General features: G+C 33.1%; 19 protein-coding genes and 2 riboswitches. Of the genes, 17 read left to right on the top strand and 2 right to left on the bottom strand.

All coding sequences use genetic code 11. The features are described from left to right. Positions 1–80: 80 nt before the first annotated feature. The 11 genes from JK636_RS12535 (at position 81) to JK636_RS12485 (ending at position 9,891) form a co-directional block, all read left to right on the top strand. A complete protein-coding gene (locus JK636_RS12535; RefSeq protein ID WP_338025774.1) occupies positions 81–311 on the top strand; it encodes a Flp family type IVb pilin in 231 nt (76 codons plus the stop codon). Between the two features lie 343 nt (positions 312–654). Continuing rightward, on the top strand, positions 655–1,044 hold the full coding sequence (locus JK636_RS12530) for a TadE/TadG family type IV pilus assembly protein (RefSeq protein ID WP_338025773.1): 390 nt from the start codon (positions 655–657) through the stop codon (positions 1,042–1,044). Between the two features lie 11 nt (positions 1,045–1,055). Then, a complete protein-coding gene (locus JK636_RS12525; protein ID WP_243428220.1) occupies positions 1,056–1,952 on the top strand; it encodes a pilus assembly protein TadG-related protein in 897 nt (298 codons plus the stop codon). A gap of 21 nt (positions 1,953–1,973) precedes the next feature. Further along, a complete protein-coding gene (gene cpaB / locus JK636_RS12520) occupies positions 1,974–2,951 on the top strand; it encodes a Flp pilus assembly protein CpaB (RefSeq protein ID WP_202749349.1) in 978 nt (325 codons plus the stop codon). Positions 2,952–2,983: 32 nt separating this feature from the next. Continuing rightward, entirely contained in the window at positions 2,984–4,135 is a 1,152-nt protein-coding gene (locus JK636_RS12515) for a CpaE/TadZ family protein (RefSeq protein WP_202749348.1), read from the top strand. A 4-nt stretch (positions 4,136–4,139) separates the two neighbouring features. Next, positions 4,140–5,477: a TadA family conjugal transfer-associated ATPase gene (locus JK636_RS12510; protein ID WP_202749347.1), complete on the top strand. Its 1,338-nt coding sequence runs from the start codon at positions 4,140–4,142 to the stop codon at positions 5,475–5,477. Positions 5,478–5,490: 13 nt separating this feature from the next. Continuing rightward, positions 5,491–6,453 carry a type II secretion system F family protein gene (locus JK636_RS12505; protein WP_202749346.1) on the top strand — a complete coding sequence of 321 codons (963 nt, stop codon included), beginning with the start codon at positions 5,491–5,493 and terminating at the stop codon, positions 6,451–6,453. Between the two features lie 68 nt (positions 6,454–6,521). Next, on the top strand, positions 6,522–7,442 hold the full coding sequence (locus tag JK636_RS12500; RefSeq protein ID WP_202749345.1) for a type II secretion system F family protein: 921 nt from the start codon (positions 6,522–6,524) through the stop codon (positions 7,440–7,442). A 104-nt stretch (positions 7,443–7,546) separates the two neighbouring features. Beyond that, positions 7,547–7,888: a DUF192 domain-containing protein gene (locus tag JK636_RS12495; protein ID WP_202749344.1), complete on the top strand. Its 342-nt coding sequence runs from the start codon at positions 7,547–7,549 to the stop codon at positions 7,886–7,888. Between the two features lie 84 nt (positions 7,889–7,972). Then, positions 7,973–8,062: riboswitch (cyclic di-GMP riboswitch) on the top strand. A 155-nt stretch (positions 8,063–8,217) separates the two neighbouring features. Continuing rightward, positions 8,218–8,823 carry a hypothetical protein gene (locus tag JK636_RS12490; protein WP_202749343.1) on the top strand — a complete coding sequence of 202 codons (606 nt, stop codon included), beginning with the start codon at positions 8,218–8,220 and terminating at the stop codon, positions 8,821–8,823. A 162-nt stretch (positions 8,824–8,985) separates the two neighbouring features. Next, a complete protein-coding gene (locus JK636_RS12485; RefSeq protein ID WP_202749342.1) occupies positions 8,986–9,891 on the top strand; it encodes an HD-GYP domain-containing protein in 906 nt (301 codons plus the stop codon). A gap of 68 nt (positions 9,892–9,959) precedes the next feature. On the opposite strand, the gene JK636_RS12480 is transcribed toward JK636_RS12485, so the two are convergent. Next, entirely contained in the window at positions 9,960–10,763 is an 804-nt protein-coding gene (locus JK636_RS12480) for a M15 family metallopeptidase (protein WP_202749341.1), read from the bottom strand. Positions 10,764–10,950: 187 nt separating this feature from the next. On the opposite strand from JK636_RS12480, the gene cax reads away from it, so the two are divergent. Further along, entirely contained in the window at positions 10,951–11,994 is a 1,044-nt protein-coding gene (cax, locus tag JK636_RS12475; RefSeq protein WP_202749340.1) for a calcium/proton exchanger, read from the top strand. Between the two features lie 19 nt (positions 11,995–12,013). Here the strand turns inward: cax and JK636_RS12470 are convergent, their stop codons facing one another. Further along, positions 12,014–12,802, bottom strand: coding sequence for a site-2 protease family protein (locus tag JK636_RS12470; RefSeq protein ID WP_202749339.1), 789 nt, complete (start codon positions 12,800–12,802; stop codon positions 12,014–12,016). A 222-nt stretch (positions 12,803–13,024) separates the two neighbouring features. Further along, positions 13,025–13,126: riboswitch (purine riboswitch) on the top strand. Between the two features lie 214 nt (positions 13,127–13,340). Here JK636_RS12470 and JK636_RS12465 point away from each other — a divergent pair. The 5 genes from JK636_RS12465 to JK636_RS12445 all read left to right on the top strand — a co-directional run bounded on the left by JK636_RS12465 (position 13,341) and on the right by JK636_RS12445 (position 18,858). Then, the gene (locus JK636_RS12465) at positions 13,341–13,913 is read left to right on the top strand and encodes a xanthine phosphoribosyltransferase (RefSeq protein ID WP_202749338.1); all 573 of its coding nucleotides are present in this window, start codon (positions 13,341–13,343) and stop codon (positions 13,911–13,913) included. Between the two features lie 65 nt (positions 13,914–13,978). Next, the gene (locus JK636_RS12460) at positions 13,979–15,085 is read left to right on the top strand and encodes a BMP family ABC transporter substrate-binding protein (protein WP_202749337.1); all 1,107 of its coding nucleotides are present in this window, start codon (positions 13,979–13,981) and stop codon (positions 15,083–15,085) included. Positions 15,086–15,260: 175 nt separating this feature from the next. Next, entirely contained in the window at positions 15,261–16,769 is a 1,509-nt protein-coding gene (locus tag JK636_RS12455) for an ABC transporter ATP-binding protein (RefSeq protein ID WP_202749336.1), read from the top strand. An 18-nt stretch (positions 16,770–16,787) separates the two neighbouring features. Then, the gene (locus JK636_RS12450) at positions 16,788–17,843 is read left to right on the top strand and encodes an ABC transporter permease (protein WP_202749335.1); all 1,056 of its coding nucleotides are present in this window, start codon (positions 16,788–16,790) and stop codon (positions 17,841–17,843) included. Positions 17,844–17,931: 88 nt separating this feature from the next. Continuing rightward, complete coding sequence (locus tag JK636_RS12445) at positions 17,932–18,858, top strand: ABC transporter permease (protein WP_202749334.1); 927 nt, start codon at positions 17,932–17,934, stop codon at positions 18,856–18,858. Positions 18,859–19,062 lie beyond the last annotated feature (204 nt).

The following is a 19,062-nucleotide window of genomic DNA, read 5'->3' as shown; positions in this document are numbered from 1 at the left end:
TATAATAATATCAAGAAGAGAAGAAAAATCCAAAGAGAACCCACTAACCACGAATAAAAAAATATAAAGGAGGAATGAATGTGCTGCAAAAATTTAGAAACTATGCTTTAACAAAAATAAACAACGAAAAAGGCCAAGGTATGGTTGAGTATGCATTAATAATTGGACTTGTAGCAATAGTTGTCATTGCGGTTCTAGTGTTGCTCGGACCAGCAATATCAGCAACTTTCCAAAAGATAATAGATAAGCTTTCTCCATCCACGGGAGGAACAACAGGCTATATTGATTATGCAAAAACTTTTCTAGCTTAAAAATAGATATAAAAAAGCAATAATTGAAGATACCCTCTAAATCACAAAAATGCTCTAATCATAAGATGTTTGATTAGAGCATTTTTGGAATAAATGAAACTTTAGGAGGTTGAAGTCCTAAATGGACTTCAACGGGCAACCTAGCGAATGGCAATGAGTAGTTTTAGGTTGCCCCGAACTGAAGTCCTAAATGGACTTCAACGGGCAACCTAGCGAATGGCAATGAGTGGGTTTAGGTTGCCCCGAACTGAAGTCCTAAATGGACTTCAACGGGTAGTTTGCGAATGGGGATGAGCACGCTAAACTGCTCAGTGTTTCCGACTGAAATGAGGTGGGGTTACAGGTGAAAATTATAAAAAATAATAAAGGCCAAGCTCTTGTGGAATTTGCAATTATACTTCCAATATTACTGCTTTTAATAATGGGAATTGTACAATTTGGAATGATGATAAATTCATATTTGTCTATTCAGTATGCAGCAAGAGAAGGGGCAAGAGCTGGAATAGTTGGAAGCACAGATTCTGAAATAAAGAATTTGATTACAGCTGATTCACCTAGTCTTGATTCAAGCAAGTTAACAGTAACCATAACCCCTGCTTTATCCAATAGAAAGTCAGGTGATACACTTACTGTTAAGGTAAGCTACAGCTATAACTTGACTATTCCAGTAATAAGCAGCATATTTAAAAACTCTATAATTTTAAGCTCACAGACCTCCATGAGAATAGAATGATGGGGATGATTATGATGAAAAAACAAGCTAATAAAGGAAATGCATCTATTGTATTGTGTATATTAATCACTGCGATATTTGGGTTTACTGCTTTTGCGTTAGATATAGGACTGGTCTACACTGAAAAAGTAAAGCTTTCAAATGCAATGGATTCAGCAGCTTTAGCCGCAGCTTTGGAGCTTCCTAATAATGAGACTAAAGCTGTAGCTGTGGCACAGGATTACTTAAGAAAAAATGGCGTGGATCCTAATAATACTGCAATAGGCATTGCTTCTGATAAAAAAAGCATTCAAATAGCAGGAACAGTAAATGTAAAGCATCTTTTTGCTCCAATAATAGGAATAGAGTCTAGTAATGTAAGTGCAGGTAATAGTGCAATTATAGGACCTGTGAAATCTGTAAAGGGTGGAATAAGACCATTTGCAGTTCAAAAGTTTAATTATTCCTATGGAGACTTAGTAACACTTAAGACAGGAGCTGGGGATGGTTACAGTGGTAACTATGGAACTGTTGCTCTTGGAGGAACAGGGAATAATGTTTTTAGGAATAACGCACTTTACGGTTATAACGGAACTATAACAGTTGGTGATTATATAGATACTGAAACCGGAGATATGGCAGGAACAGCAAATGAAATAAAAAACTATGTTAATTCTGAAAATAGTACCTTTAATAATTTTCCAAGAAACTCTATAAGGATTTGGACTATACCAATAGTAAATAACTTTATGGTAAATGGTCGAGATCAGATACAGGTTTCAGGCTTTGCTGAATTTTACGTTGAGGATGTAAATAAAAAATCTGGGAATATTGAAATTCGTGGCAGGTTTATTCAATATGTTATAAATGCTCCTATAGATACTAGTTTAAGTGATACAGGATTATACGGAGCTAAACTTTCTAAGTAAGATAAAAAGGATGTGACATAGATGAAAAGCAGTGGTTCAAAGATAATCATAGCATCATTTATATTAGCACTGTTGGCAGCAGTGACAATATTTATGTATATACAGTCTTTAAAGTCACCTAAAACGGTAGCTAAAAAAACAAGTGTTTTGGTAGCTGCTGAAACAATACAGCCAAGAACACTTATAGATAAAAGTATGGTCAAAGAAGTTCAGATTTCAGACAGCACACTCTTTGGTGATTATATTAATGATTCTTCTAAAATTATCGGAAAATATACAAAGGAAACAATAATGAAGAATGAAGGCTTTCATAAGGATAAGCTTATCAATGAAGGTGAGGAAGAGTTGAGTTTAAAAATAAGTAAAGATCATAGAGCAATTTCTGTAAATGTTATGGGGGACGCAGGAGTAGCCTATTTAATAAAGCCTGGTGACTTTGTTGATATTGTTGTTTATTTGAGCGAGAAATCTGACGGTTCAAAAATAACTAGACCGGATGTAGCAAAAATTCTACTTCAGAATATTGAAGTTTTGGCTGTCAATAAGCAGCTTGATAGAGAACCGAATAAAGACAGCAAGGATGCACAAAAGGAACAGGCAGTTTATTTGGTAACATTATCAGTAGAAAATAAAAGCCTTGAGAAAATAGTTTTAGCTGAAAGCATAGGAACTATAAAACTTGCTCTTAGACCTTTAAAGGATGATAGTACTGTGGATACCGGAGGTACAACCTGGAAAGAGTTTGATGTTAATGTTGATGGAAGCGAAAATTCACAAGTAAATAATGAAAAAAACACAGGTAATAATCAAAATAATAACATTTCCAGCAAGGATGGATATACAACTTACAATGTTAAAAGAGGAGATACTCTTCGAAAAATAAGCAGTCAGGTTTACGGTGATCCTTCAAAATACACTTTAATTAAGGAAGCAAACAATATAAATGATGAAAATACTATAGTAACTGGAGAAGTTCTAAAAATACCAAAATTGCAGTAACAAGTTTTCCACCACTGAAAGGAGGGCTTTGCATGAATAAGATTAGGATGCTTATCGCAGATGATATAGATGAGACAAGAAGTGTAATAAAAAAAATACTAAGTCTTGAAGATAACCAGTTTGAAGTTGTGGGAGAAGCAGCTGATGGTGAAGAGGTATTAAGTCTTATACCAATGGTTAATCCGGATGTAGTATTAATGGATATTAATATGCCTGTTTTAAATGGACTTGAGGCAACAGAGAAAATAACAAACGATTATCCTAATGTAATTGTTATAATAATGTCTGTACAAGCTGAAAATGAGTATCTTAAGAAGGCTATGTTCTACGGTGCAAAGGAATATATTATTAAACCTTTTGATTATGATTCTTTGGTTGAAACAATTAAGAGCACTTATGAGAAATACAGAGAAAGACAAGTAAAGTTTATCAATAATGAACCATTAAGAGACGGAAAAATAATTACTTTTTTTAGTTCAAAGGGTGGTGTTGGCAAATCCGTTCTAGCACTTAACAGTTCTATTATCTTCAGCAAACAAAACAATATGAAAATACTTCTTATTGATATGGATTTACAGTTTGGGGATATTTCAATAATGGTTAATAAATATAATCAAAAGACTATCTTAGATTTAATTGATGAAGGACAAATAGACTCTTTTGAAAATATAAAACCCTATTTATATAAGTATAGTGAGAATTTAGATATGATTTTTGCACCTTCAAAGCCGGAAGCTGCAGAGTATATTAGTAAAGAAAGCATTGAAAAACTATTAATGCAAGTTAAGAAGCAATATGACGTTATCGTTGTAGATACTGGAATTAATTTTAATGATAATACATTATATGTTTTGGATCACTCTGAAAAAATAATATTTTTGTCCACAATGGAGATTATATCACTTAAAAATACTAAGCTTGGATTAAGAGTTATGCAATCTCTTGGATATGAAAAGGACAAGGTAAAACTTGTTATTAATAAATTTAATACAAGCTATGGAATAGGTAAAAAGGATGTAGAAGAAGTATTTAAAGACAATATTTTTGCAATGATTCATGATGAAGAAAAAACAGTTGCTTTATCGATTAATAAAGGAGAACCATTTTGTGAAGCTAGCAAATATAACAAATCTAAAATTGGAAAAGCCGTAGAAGTGATGTGTAAGGATTTATTAGGAGAGTGATACTATGTCTCTTATGAAAAGACTTGAAGAGATTAATATAGATAAAAAGGCTAATAAGGCTAATAAGGCCAGTGAAAAAGAGATAGATCCTTATTTTGAGCTTAAAATGAAAATTCAAAATAGAGTAATTGAAGAACTTGATATAGATTTCAATGAAATTTCTGAACAGAACGAGGAATTAAAACTAAAAATAAACTATATAATTGCTAAAAATATTGAGCAAGAATCCCTTAATATGACCAACAGTCAAAAAAATAAAATTAAAGAAGAACTTCTTGATGAAATTATTGGCTTTGGTCCAATTACAGGGCTTTTATCAGACGGCAGTGTTACTGAAATAATGGTAAATGGCCCTGAGCATGTATATATAGAAAAAGAAGGTAAGCTTGTGCTTACAGATGCAAAGTTTAAAAATGATAATCATGTACTTCATGTTATTAAAAAGATAGTATCGCCTATTGGCAGAAGAATAGATGAGAGCTCACCTATGGTTGACGCTAGACTTCCAAATGGTTCTAGAGTTAATGCTATAATCCCTCCTCTAGCAATAGATGGGCCCTCAATTACCATAAGAAAATTTGCTGAAGATCCTTTTAAGGTTGAAGATTTAGTAAGGTTTGGAACAATGAATTCCAAAATGGCAGAGCTTTTAAGAAACTGCGTTGAAGGTAGGCTTAATATAGTTGTTTCAGGAGGTACAGGCAGCGGTAAGACCACTACACTAAATGTACTTTCCTCATTTATTCCTCATGATGAACGTATTGTAACCATAGAAGATGCTGCAGAGCTTCAGCTTTCTCAGGAACATGTAGTAAGGCTTGAAACAAGACCTTCAAACTTAGAAGGAAAAGGTGAAATAACAATAAGAGAATTAGTTAAGAACAGCTTAAGAATGAGACCTGATAGAATAATTGTAGGTGAGGTACGATCAGGAGAGGCTCTAGATATGCTTCAGGCTATGAATACCGGGCATGATGGTTCACTGACAACAGGGCATGCTAACTCACCAAGAGATATGTTGTCAAGAATTGAGACTATGGTTTTGATGTCTGGAATGAATCTTCCAATAAAAGCTATAAGGGACCAAGTCGCTTCTGCTATTGACATTATTGTTCAACAATCAAGACTTATGGATGGAAGCAGAAAAATAACCTATATAACAGAAGTTCAAGGTATGGAAGGCGATGTTATAGTTCTTCAGGACATTTTTAGATTTGAACAAAGAGGGCTGGACAGCAGAGGTAAGGTAAAAGGGGAATTTGTTTCTACCGGAATAATGCCAAAGTTCGTTCAAAAGCTTAAAGAAAAGGGTATTAATGTTCCGTCTGACCTGTTAATTTAATGGGGGTGATGAAATGATATATTTGTCAGCTATATTAGTGTTTTTTTCTGTTTGGGCTTTAGGGGCGCTTGTACTGTTTAAGCTTATAAGTAAAAACAGACCAATAGATAAGCTTAAGCATTTTGATGAAGACTATACGCTTAAGGAAAAGTTTGAGAGCAATAAAAATCATAAGACCAGTCCGTTAAAACTTTTATCAAGTTTGGTGCCAGAGACCAAGCAGAATAAGAAGAGAACGAAAAAAATAGAAAATGAGCTTATGAAGGCTGATTTGCAAATTACTGCAGAAGAGCTTTTGGTTATTAAAATATTAACATCATCAGCAGTTTCTTTTTTGGTATATGCAGTTTCTAAAGATTATTTCATGACTTTGATTGTATTTATATTGATTTGGAATATACCCAGGTTTGTAATATCAAAAAGAAAAAAGGATAGAATAAAGATTTTTGACAATCAGTTAAATGAAGGTATAACAATAATATCAAACTCACTAAAAGCAGGATATTCCTTTCTTCAGGCGGTTGCTGTAGTTACTGAGGAAACAAAGGATCCATTTTCGAAGGAGTTTAAAAAGCTTTTAAAGGAGATGAGTCTTGGAATTTCAGAAGAAGAATCGCTTAAGAACTTTCTTGAAAGAATGGAATCAGAAGACTTAAGGTTGATAATAAATGCAATATTAATTCAAAAGGACATAGGTGGGAACCTATCTGAAATACTGGATAATATCTCAGAAACCATAAGAGAAAGACAAAAGATAAAGGGAGAGCTTAGAACTTTAACTGCACAGGGAAAATTATCAGGTATTATAGTGATGCTTATTCCTATTTTCTTAGGAGCATTTATTTATGTGTTTAATAAAAAGTATATGATGGTACTTTTTACAACGCCAACTGGTATAGCAATGATTTCAGCATCTATTATCAGTGAAATATTCGGATTTTTGATAATTAGAAAAATAGTTAATATAGAGATGTAGTATATAATGTAATAAAAATTTTGCATTGTATATATTTAAAGAAAATTATATGGAAGGGAGAAAAAATGATGCTTTATATTGCAGTGTTTATAGTTTTTATAGCAGTATTTATGCTCATATACGGAGTACTCGCTTTAGTAACTCGTGATAGGACGATAATTACAAAAAGAGTAAAGCAAGTCAAGCTTCTTAATACTGCAGAGGAAGCTGAAACTATAAATAAATCATTTTTTGAAAGAACAATTACTCCTTTTTATCAGACATTAGGAAAATTTTTATTAAAAGCTACACCTAAGAGTAAGCTCGAGACTTTGAACAAAAAGTTAGAAAAGGCAGGAATGCTTAAAAACAGTACTACTGAAAAATATCTTTATACAAAAAGTATAGTGGTTTTAATATTTTCATCGCTTATGGGTCTGCTTGCCTATGCTGCAAGTCATAGCTTCATCAAAGCTTTGGGACTTTTTCTTCTTATGGGACTTTGCATAAATACATTTTTCAGCTTTTACTTGTCAAGGAAAGTAGAAAATAGGAAAGGGAAGATTCTTAGGGATCTACCCTATACATTGGATTTGATTACAGTCAGCGTTGAGGCTGGGTTATCCTTCGATGGGGCAATGGCTAGGGTTGTCACCAATATTAGCGGGGAACTATGTGATGAATTCTCGAAATCTCTTAAAGAAGTGCGTATGGGTATAGAACGTAAAATAGCACTGAAAAATATGAGTGATCGTTGTGATGTAAGAGAACTGTCTATGCTTGTAACCTCTCTTATACAAGCTGATGAACTCGGGGTAAGCCTTGGAAGAGTTTTAAGAATTGAGTGTGCTAATTTAAGAGAACACAGAAAGCAGGCTGCAAGAGAAAAAGCAATGAAAGCGCCTATTAAGATGTTATTTCCTCTAGTGTTCTTTATATTTCCATCAATTTTTATTATTATTTTAGGTCCGGCAGTAATTCAAATTGTAAAAGTTTTTACTGCAAAATAAACAAGGGGCATAAGGTTGATAATCCTTATGGACTCATAAGGAATACAAGGGGCATAAAGATTAATAATCCTTATGGACTCATAAGGAATACAAGGGGGCTAAAAATGATTAAGGTTTTAGAATATAATTCTATCCTACTAGCTAAAGTTTTTATAGCAGATACTTTCAAATCAAGATTTTTCGGATATATGTTTAGGAAAAAACCTCATTATGAAGCTATACTAATAAAACCCTGTAACAGTATCCATACTTTTTTTATGAGATTCAATATTGATGTGTTATTTGTGGATAAAGATATGAAAGTAGTTAGAAAGATTGAAAATTTATCTTCTGGAAGGATTATAATGCCAGTAAAAGGTGCGGTTATAGCTATAGAGGGCAAAGCAGGTGTTTTCAGTGTAGTTGATGAAGGCAGTAAAGTAAATATACTTGATCAAGAATTATAGTATATTCATATGGATGTAAGAATATTACTGGTAACCGTTGAAATATTGAGAATATTATGCTAATATTTAATGTGTGGAAGATAATGTAGAAAAGAGCAAATTCCTTGAAAGAGGAAGACGCAAAGCTGCGGGTCTAAGGATTAAAAACTAATCTATGATGGCTGGGCTGCCTATTTAATACACAGTATATATTAAAATAATTTATTATGATTTATTTTTGTACAAGCTTTATATGGGGAGGCTGTTGAAAGTATAAAAATAAACAAGCTGTGGCTGAGAATTTTAAAGTAGGCATTTTATATTTTTTAAAAACGAAAGGGGAATGTATTATGAAAAAACTTCTTATGGCTATTTGTTCTATGGTAATGGTATTTTCTTTCTTTGGCTTTAAGGTTCAGGCTGCAGAGACTAATGTGGACAAAGTAAATCAGATGATTGAAAAAACAAATAAGGAGATAGACTTTGAAATTCAAAAAGCAGTTACCCAGGCTAATATGCTTGTTTTTAGATATAACTGCGAAAAAGCCTTATTTGCAGGAGAGATAGATGTTAACTATACAAATGCTAATATAGACAGGCTTAACAATGTAATCAATGTATTAAATATGGAAAAGAATCTTCAGGTTTTAAATGTTGGCAGCAAGGAATATAATGATCTTCAAAAAAAGGTTGAAGATACAATTGCTAATGTTAATGACAAGAGTCAAAGCTTATTAGAAGTGCAAAGACAAGAAACCTTAAACAAGATAACTGAAAGATTTAACAATGATTTAGATAAAATAATAAATCATTTAATTGATGTTACAAACCAAAAGGCTGCGAAGCTTATAGAGGAAGCTAAGAAATATGGAGTTGAAGTATACTCAGAATGGATTGAAGTTAAAATAGGTGGAAGGGTTGTTTTGGTGGATCCTTGTAAATCAAGATCAGTTTAATTTATATATGTTTAGAAAGGAGTTTTGATTAAGTAATCAAACTCTTTTTTTTATTATGAAAATTTAATCTTATAAGCAGGGAAAATAAGATTTTAATAGAATATTATTATTATATAGAATACTATAATGTTAGCAATGAATATAGTTTGTAGGAGATACATAATGTTAGGGTTATACTTTGAAAGCAAGGACAAATATATCGAAAAGGTTTCTAAGCAGGGAGAAGAACTAAGGCTTCTGGCAAAGGGTGATGGAGTTGAAATAATGACCCAAAGGTTTCAGTCTGACTTGGTTTTTTGGATTGAGCCTGGAGAAAATGAAAGCTTGATGGAATTTTTTTATATAATAGATGGAACTGTAGCTTATAAAGATAATGGTAATGAAGTTAAATTAAATAAAGGAGATTATTTTTATGCTCATGGACTAAAAGAATCTGTGCATTTTAGAACTTTGACAGAAGTAACTTTGCTTTATGTGGCTAGCCAACCCGTTTTTCATTACTTAAGTAATGAAATTGAAGTTCTAAGTGCAATGCTAAAGAAGGTTGAAGGAAAGGACATGTACACACATAGTCATGGTATGAGATTAAAAGACTTTTCTATAAAAATTGGTGAGAAGATGAAATTATCTCAAAAGCAGCTTGATATATTGTTTTATTCCGCATTATTTCATGATATAGGAAAGATAAATGTGCCGGATGAAATATTGAATAAGCCGGGAAAGCTGACAAATGAAGAGTTTGAATACATAAAGAAGCATCCTGGTGATGGAGCAGAAATAATTAAGAATACTTTTTTAAGAGAAGCTGTACCTGGAATACTTCAGCATCAGGAAAGACTTGATGGCAGCGGCTATCCTAATGGATTAAAGGATAGTGAGATTTGTCTTGAAGCTAAAATAATTGCTGTAGTAGATACATACGATGCAATGACTTCAGACAGGCCATATAGAAAAGGTATGGATCCAAGAACTGCTATAAATGAGATGAAGAGCTTAATAGGAAAGCATTATGATGAGAAAATTGTTATGACATTTGAACAAGTATTAAGGGATGAGAAAATTATATAGTAAATATAATAATGTACCGAAGAACTGTAATAAACAGCCTTCGGTATTTTTATTTAGATTTAGTCAGATTAATTTATAACTTGGTTTACATATTCTTCTAAAACAATATTAGATTCTTTAATCTTTTCAGCCACATCTTGTCCTACATATCTTATGTGCCAGGGCTCATATCTGTAGCCAGTTATGATTTCTTTTCCCTTAGGATAGCGTATAATAAATCCGAAATTTTGAGCGTTATTTCTTATCCAAGTGCCTTCCTTTGTTTGCCCAAAGTCTTTTATATTTGCATTATAAGCTGAAACAGTTCCCCTAATATCTATAGCAAGACCTGTTTGATGCTCGCTTTCTCCCGGAAAAGCAACATAGCTGTCCACATAGCTTTTTCCACGACTCTTTAGCTTTTCGTTATATAAGCTTTGCTGAGAAGCAAAGGAACGATAAGCAGATACACCAAATAACCTTAAGCCCTGCTTATCAGCAGCATCAAACATTTCTTTTAGAGCATCAGCAGCGTTTTTTTGCATAAGCATTTCCTCATTAGATGAAGAAGATAAAAACGAAACCTCAGCTTTGACTAAATTTCTAGGTGCATAATCTTTTTCTAACTGATGATTTCTGTTCACAAGCAATAAGAGGTTAGGTCTGTTAAGCATAAAAGTATAAAATCTATATTCTTCATTATCCTTAACTTCTGAAGCTTTTTCAGGCTCTATTGGCAGCGCTAAAAGGCTTTCAATTTCAGCTTTCTCTAAGGCTTGAGATTTTAAGTTCTTATTTGCAGCTGTATTTACTGAAATTGAATTATAAAATTTAAATGAAGCGCCAACAATAATAAAGACCCCAATAGCAATTCCTATAAAAGTTTTTTTCATTTTAAATATCCCCCGTAAGTTAAGCTTGATAAAATGTGGAAATACAATATAATATTTACTATGGATATTACAAGTGTTATATATAAATAATAACTAATTTTCCATAAATATGAAATATATAAATAAAATTTAATAATTAGAATTATTAGAGGAAAGCAATCTAAAATATATAAAGGGGGCTATATCTTTGAAAATATTAAATTTACTACTAATCTTTATACCAATAAGCTTTTTAGGTGAATTTATGCATTTTTCACCTACATTAATATTTATATTTGCCGCACTTGCTATTATTCCTCTTGCAGGACTTATGGGAGAGGCGACAGAAGAAATATCCTTTTATTCGGGTCCGAAGCTTGGAGGATTTTTAAATGCTACCTTTGGGAATGCAACCGAACTTATAATTTCATTTTTTGCTTTAAGAGAAGGCTTATTTGATGTAGTTAAAGCTTCTATTGCGGGATCAGTTATAGGAAATGTACTTTTAGTTCTCGGGGCAAGCATGATTTTTGGAGGACTTAAATTTAAAACTCAAAGATTTAACAAAAGGGTAATTGAGGTTAGCTCGAGCATGCTTTTATTTGCGGTTATAGGCCTCAGCGTTCCAGCAATTTTTACTCATACGGTAAAAACTGAACTCCTAAATACTAAGTATGAAGGTTTAAGTGTGGTTGTAGCAGTTGTAATGTTTATAATATATCTTTTGAGTCTTTATTTTTCTTTTTATACTCATAAGGATATTTATTCAGTAGATCATGAAGAGGAAGGAGAGGCAAAATGGTCACTTAAGAAGGCAGTAGCTGTTTTAGTTATAGCAACAGTAATTATTGCTTTTGAAAGTGAATTTTTAGTAAGTGCTGTTGAGCCTATGACGGAAAGCTTAGGCTTGAGTAAATTCTTTGTAGGTATAATACTTATTCCTATTATAGGTAATGCTGCAGAGCATAGTACAGCAATTATTATGGCTATGAAAAATAAAATGGATGTTGCAGTTGAAATAGCGCTAGGCTCAAGTCTTCAAATAATACTATTTGTTGCTCCGGTACTTGTGTTTTTAAGCTTGATTTTTACCCCAATGAGTATTATTTTTAATGAATTTGAGCTTATAGCCCTTATAGTATCAGTGCTTATTGCCAATAGAGTGTCTAGTGACGGTGAATCAAACTGGCTTGAAGGTGTTCAGCTTTTAGCTGTTTATATTATAATTGCAGCCTCGTTTTTGATACTTTAAATAAAAGGTCGTGATGTTTTCACGACCTTTTAAAATTTCTCCTATAAATTTCAGTTTTTCTTATTACATAAAAAAGTATAACTATAAGTACCACGATAAAGGCACATATACCATAAAATAATGGATTTTTAGTTGCTAGTATTTCATTGATAAGTGGAAGAAATAAGAGCAAAGTAAGACATATCCAAATTAATGAGTTTGCAATTCTATTAAAAAATTCTTTTTTTAAACCAAATCTCTCTAAGGCTCTTTGAAGAATAAATAAAATTACCTGTCCTCCATCTAATCCGGGTATGGGAAGAAGATTTCCAAAAACCAAACCTATATTTACAACGGCAAGTAAAGACCAAATTTCTCCAAGGTTACTTACAGGAATACTGGTATAGGCGTGATATATGCTGCCATTTGCTCCAATAAAGTTTCTAATATCAGTGAAAATATTAAATACCGTTGGAATAAGTCTTACAAACATTACATTTAACATAAGAATAAAATTGAACTTGCATATGACTAGTATAGCAAACATTCCTAAAATTATATTGTTAATAACTCCTGCTAAAAGTATAAGTATATTTTTAAATAGGTTCAAGTTATCTATATCGTAGGAATCATGCTCTACAAACCCCATTAAAGGAAAAAACTTAATGCTGAATTCTGTTGTGCCAACATAGGTGTCAATAAAGGATGGCCCAGCACCTACTGAAAGTTTTAAGGCTTTTACCCTAAAGAGCTTTCCAACATAATAATGACCTAGTTCATGAATAAATAGAGAAATCATAAAAATAAAATAAAAGCTTATAATCTTCATTAAGCCTGCTCCTAAAAGTACTATATTTATTTATATTATTTGGTTTTGCGGACTATTCTTTAACATACATAGTTTATCCATCAAATTGACTTGTTCAAAAATATATACTATAATGAATTACTATAGTAGGATTAATGTAAAAATATATCTAAATATGTCTTGATTTTTTATTTTAATTGATATAATATATTTGTATAACAAAAACACGAACAATAATATTAAAAATTAAATAAATATTCACTTCGTATATGTTTGAAGATAAGGTTCAAGCGTTTCTACCGGGTTGCCGTAAATTACCTGACTACGAATGTTTAATTACTTATAATAATGCTATTTATTATTATTATGTGATTTTACATTCCTGAGCGGTAAACGTTCAGGAATTTTGTTTTTATACCATTATAATTCTTAATTAATGAGCAAGTATGTTAAATATTTGATTCTAAGAATGAAAGTGCTGTACAAAAACTATGCGAAGTGTATGCAGGTTTTTTGTGCAGCACTTTTTTTATTATGGCTTTAGGAGATGATGTAAGTAATGCAGTTATTAAAGGACAAAATACGCAATGAAGGAAGAGTAAAATCGGAAACTATTTTAAAAGTGGACAGCTTTTTAAATCATCAGATTGATGTAGAGCTTCTGAATGAAATCGGAAAAGAGTTTAAGGAGAGATTTAGAGATAAAGAAGTAAATAAGCTTCTAACAATTGAAGCATCAGGTATAGCAGTTGCAAGCATAACAGCTCAATATTTTGAAAACTCAAAAGTAGTTTTTGCAAAGAAAACGGAATCCTTAAATTTAGATAATGATATTTATAAAACTGAAGTATATTCATTTACAAAGAATAAGGCCTATAATGTGATGGTTTCAAAAAGATTTATAAATAAAGAGGACAAGGTACTAATATTAGATGACTTTTTAGCTAATGGCTGTGCAGCTTTAGGACTTATAGATATTGTAAAGCAAGCTGGAGCAGAGGTAGCAGGAGTCGGTATAGTTATTGAAAAAGGCTTTCAGCAGGGAAGAGCAGAAATTGAAAAGCTGGGTATAAGGGTAGAGTCTTTAGCTACCATAGATAAAATGGAAAATAATAAGGTGCGTTTTAAATAAAGCTCAGCATATGACTGAAGCTTTATAAGAATAAAGATTATCATACTTAAGGGGGATAAAAATTTATGAAAAAGCTATTTAAGTTAATGGCTGTCGCAGCGGTTACAACATCTCTAGTATTAACAGGATGCAGTGCAAAGGATAGCACCAGTGCAAACAGCGACAAAAAGTCCAAAATTAAGGTTGGCTTTATATATGTAGGCCCAATCGGTGATGGTGGTTATACCTATGCTCATAACGAAGGAAGATTATATCTTGAAAAAGAACTTAAGGTTGAAACAATTTACAAAGAATCAGTAAAAGAGGACAAGGCAGAGGTAGAAAAAGTAGTTGAAGATATGATAGAGCAGGGAGCTAATGTAATTGTAGGTACAAGCTTTGGCTTTCAGGAGGGTATGATTTCAGAAGCTGCAAAGCACAAGGATGTTAAATTTATGCACTGCTCAGGTACTGAAACTGCTGATAATATGAGCCAATTCTTTGGTAAAATTCATGAAATGATGTATTTAGATGGTATTGTAGCTGGACTTAAGACAAAGACAAATACTGTAGGTTTTGTTGGTGCTTTCCCAATACCAGAGGTAATAAGAAATATTAATGCTTTTACACTAGGTGCAAAGTCAGTTAATCCTAATATTAAGGTAAAGGTTAATTGGACAAACACTTGGTATGATCCTGCAAAGGAAAAGGATGCTGCACTAGCACTTATAGATGGCGGAGCTGATGTTATAGCTCAGCACCAGGATACAGCAGGACCACAACAAGCAGCTGAAGCTAAAGGTGTATTTTCTATAGGATATAATACAGATATGAGCAAAACAGCTCCAAAGGCAAATATGACCTCTGCAGTTTGGAATTGGGGTCCATATTATGTTAAGCAGATTAAAGCTATTATGGATGGAAGCTGGAAGTCAGAAAAATACTGGGGCGGAATCTCTGATGGCATAGTGGATATAGCTCCATTAACATCTTTAGCTCCAACAGATGCTAAGGATAAGGTTGAAAAGGCAAAAGAAGATATAAAATCTGGAAAGAACAAAATATTTGTTGGACCTCTTAAAGACCAAAAGGGAAATGTTAAGGTTGAAAGTGGTAAGGCAATGTCTGATGACGAAATATGGAATATGAATTGGTTTGTAGAAGGTGTAGATGGAACTATACCAGCTAATTAATTGTTATTCTAAAGATAAAACTATGGGACTGAGGCGTAAGGCTTCAGTTCCATATAGTTTTAATTAGTAAATCGCTATTTGAGCGAGCAAAAATCCTAATGTTTTTATAGGTTTTTGAGAAGCTCAAATAGCAGATTTACTTTAAAATCTATATAGCTTATATTTTGGAGGAAAAATGGATAAGAAAATTCCTTTAATGAAATTAGAAAATATAAATAAGGTCTTTGGAAAGGTAGCCGCGAGCAAAAATGTAAATTTATCTATATACTCAGGTGAAATTCATGCTTTGCTTGGTGAGAATGGCGCAGGGAAAAGTACAATTATTAATATTATATCTGGGATTTATACTCCTGACAGCGGAATAATAAGATATGAGGACAAAGAAGTTAAGTTTGCATCACCTAAGGATTCAATTAAATATGGTGTAGGAACTATATATCAGCATTTCAAACTAGTAGATGCTATGATAGCCAGAGAAAACATAATACTCGGTCAAAAAAATGGAATTTTTAAAAAGGGAAAGAAATTTGAAGAAGAGATAAAAGCAATATGCGAAAAATATGGCCTGGATTTGGATTTAAATAAATATGTTTGCGACATGTCAGTAGGTGAAAAACAAAATCTAGAGATATTAAAGGTTCTATATAGAGGAGCAAAAATATTAATAATGGATGAACCTACTACTGTGTTTACTCCACAGGAAACAAAAAGGCTCTTTAAAATAATGAGAAGAATGAAAGAACAAGGCTGCGCAGTAATTTTCATTTCACATAAGATGGATGAAGTTATAGAGATATGTGATAAAGTAACCATCTTAAGAAAGGGTGAAACGATCAAGACCTTAAAAGTAGAAGAGTCAAATCAGGATGAACTAATAGAGCTTATGGTAGGCAGAGCGGTAGACTTAACTATTGAAAAGGTAGAATCCGAAATAGGAAAAGAATTACTTCAAATTAAGAATCTCACAGTTCTAAATGAAGAGGGCTCTGAAGCTGTAAAAAATATTTCCTTCAATATTAATGAAGGAGAGATATTAGGGGTAGCAGGTATTGCTGGTTCAGGACAAAAGGAATTATGTGAGGCCATTGCAGGAGTAATAAGCACAAAAGCTGGGGAGATAGTGTTTTTAGGAGAAAATATTGAGGGGAAGAATCCAAGAGAATTTATTAAAAGAGGAATAAGCATGAGCTTTATTCCGGAGGATAGATTAGGCATGGGACTTGTAGGCTCCATGGATATGGTGGACAATCTTCTGCTAAAGTCTTATCATCTTCAAAAGGGTATGATTATAGATAGAAAGCCATTAATTGAGAAGGCTAAGGAGTTAAAAAAATCTCTTGAAATAAAAACACCTAGTATATCCTATCCTATAAAGTATCTGTCTGGAGGGAATATACAAAAGATTTTACTTGGAAGAGAGCTTAGTCTTAAACCAAGACTTCTTGTAATGGCTTATCCTGTAAGAGGACTTGACATAAATACTTGTTTTACAGTTTACAACCTCGTTAATGAAGCTAAAAAGAGCGGTACTGCAGTACTGTTTATAGGGGAAGATTTGGATGTTTTAACTCAGCTTTGCGATAGGATTATGGTTATGTGCCACGGAAGCATAAGTGGAACTATAGAAGCTGACAAGGCCACAAGAGAAATATTAGGAAGAATGATGGTAGGCTCAAAAGCATAATTAAGGAGGTTAAAGGTTTTGATAAGACTTATAAAAAGAGAAGAAATAAGCAAAATGAACAGCATTAAGGTGAGAGTTATAGCTGTAATTCTTGCACTGGTTGTTGCAGGTATATTCCTGGCCTTAATGAGCTTCGATCCTATGAAGGTATTTCCAGGAATGTTAAAGGGGTCCTTTGGATCGCCATATAGAGTAAGACAAACCATAATAAGAGCCATACCTTTAGTTATTACAGCAATAGGTATATCAGTAGCTTTTAAAATGCAGTTTTGGAATATAGGTGGTGATGGACAGATATTTATGGGAGCCTTTGGAGCTGCCTTAGTAGCATTAAACCTTTCAGCTCTTCCAAAACCTATTTTGCTAATACTTATGGCAATATCAGCAATGTTCTTTGGGGCGCTATGGGGAGCTGTAGCTGGGGTAATTAAGGTGTACTTTAATACAAATGAGACCATAATAACTCTTATGTTGAACTATATTGCTCTTAAATTTATCACTTTTTTGCAGTATGATTTTTGGAGAGACAAGAAAGCAATGAATTTTCCAAAGATAGCTAACTTTTCTGAAAATGCTATATTGCCAAAAGTTTTTAATATACATGCAGGCTGGATTATAGCACTTATTGTTGTAATTATTTTTTATATTATTATGAAAAAGAGCAAGTTAGGTTATGAGATTGCAGTGCTTGGCGAGAGTAAAAATACTGCCAGATATGCAGGGATAAATATAAATAAAACTATTTTGGCTGCTGTGTGTATAAGTGGAGCCTTATGTGGACTTACTGGCTTTATTCAAGCTTCAGCGGTGTCCCAGACCTTATCTGTAGAGGTAACAGGTGGGGTAGGGTATACAGCTATAATAGTAGCCTGGCTGTCAAATTTAAATTCCATAATTATTTTGGTGGTTTCTGTACTTTTTGCTGGGCTTGTTGAAGGCGGTTCCTATATACAGACAGCATTTGGAATTCCTAATGCAGCAGCGTCAGTAATTCAGGCGTTACTATTATTCTTTGTACTTGGAAGCGAATTGTTTATAAGATATAAAGTTTCTATAAGGAGGTTAAAGCCCTAAATGGGCTTTAACGGGCAACCTAGCGAATGGTAATGAGCGAGTTCAGGTTGTCCTGTGTTTCCAACGAACGAAATGAGGAGGAACAATAATGAATTTAGAATTATTTCTTCACGCAGCGGTAGTAGCAGGAACACCTCTTTTATTGGCAACCCTAGGGGAGATACTCTGCGAAAAGGCAGGCAACCTTAACTTAGGGGTTGAAGGTATGATGCTCTTGGGAGCTGTAATGGGGTTTGTTACTGGCTATAGTACAAGAAATCCAGCCTTAGCTTTAGCAGCAGCTATGCTTGCAGGAGCCTTGGGAGGACTTGTATATGCTGTTTTAACCGTATCCTTAAGATCTAATCAAGTTGTAACAGGGCTGACTCTGACTATTTTTGGTACAGGAATATCAAGCCTTTTAGGTCAAAAGGTAGTGGGTCAATCACTATCTGAAAGTATAAAAGTATTTTTTTCTCCTATAAAAGTTCCAATGCTTGGTGATATACCTTTTATAGGACATATAATCTTCAATCAGGATGTATTTGTTTATCTATCATATATAATAACAGCAGCAGTAGGTATATATCTATATAAAACTAATATGGGACTAAACCTTAAAGCAGTAGGAGAAAATCCTGCAGCCGCAGATGCTGTAAGCATAAATGTGAGCCTATATAAATATATAAATATTCTTCTAGGTGGAGCTTTGGCAGGTCTTGGTGGAGCCTATTTGTCTCTAGTACATGTTCCAACCTGGCAGGAAAACATAACTGCAGGAAGAGGCTGGATTGCTGTAGCGCTAGTTATTTTTGCAGCTTGGAATCCTTATAAAGCAGTATTAGGTGCTTATCTCTTTGGAGGATTGGATATAATAGGCTTTAGAATAAAAACTAGCTTTGTATCCCCTTATTTTTTAGGCATGCTTCCTTATTTGGTAACTATAATTATTCTTATATTTATTTCTGTTAAAAAGTCCAAGAAGAATTCTCCTCCAGAGTCCTTGGGGCTTCCTTACTTTAGGGAAGAAAGATAAAGTGCTGTTGATGTTAGTAGTAATATCAGGCAAACTTATTGAACAGTTTAAATTAAAATAGGGTGTTAGAGCACATCCTACTTTAATTTAAACTGATTTTTATTTTCCGTTTTATGTTCAATAATATTATATATAGTATCTAGCATATAATAGCACAAGCGCATATTAAGGAGGTTAAAGGTCTAAATGACCTTTAACGGGCAA

This window comes from Clostridium rhizosphaerae, from assembly GCF_016765585.1.
GTDB lineage: Bacteria > Bacillota > Clostridia > Clostridiales > Clostridiaceae > Clostridium_AT > Clostridium_AT rhizosphaerae.
The sequence above is the reverse complement of the archived record's forward strand: the minus strand, read 5'-3'. Positions and strand labels throughout refer to the sequence as shown.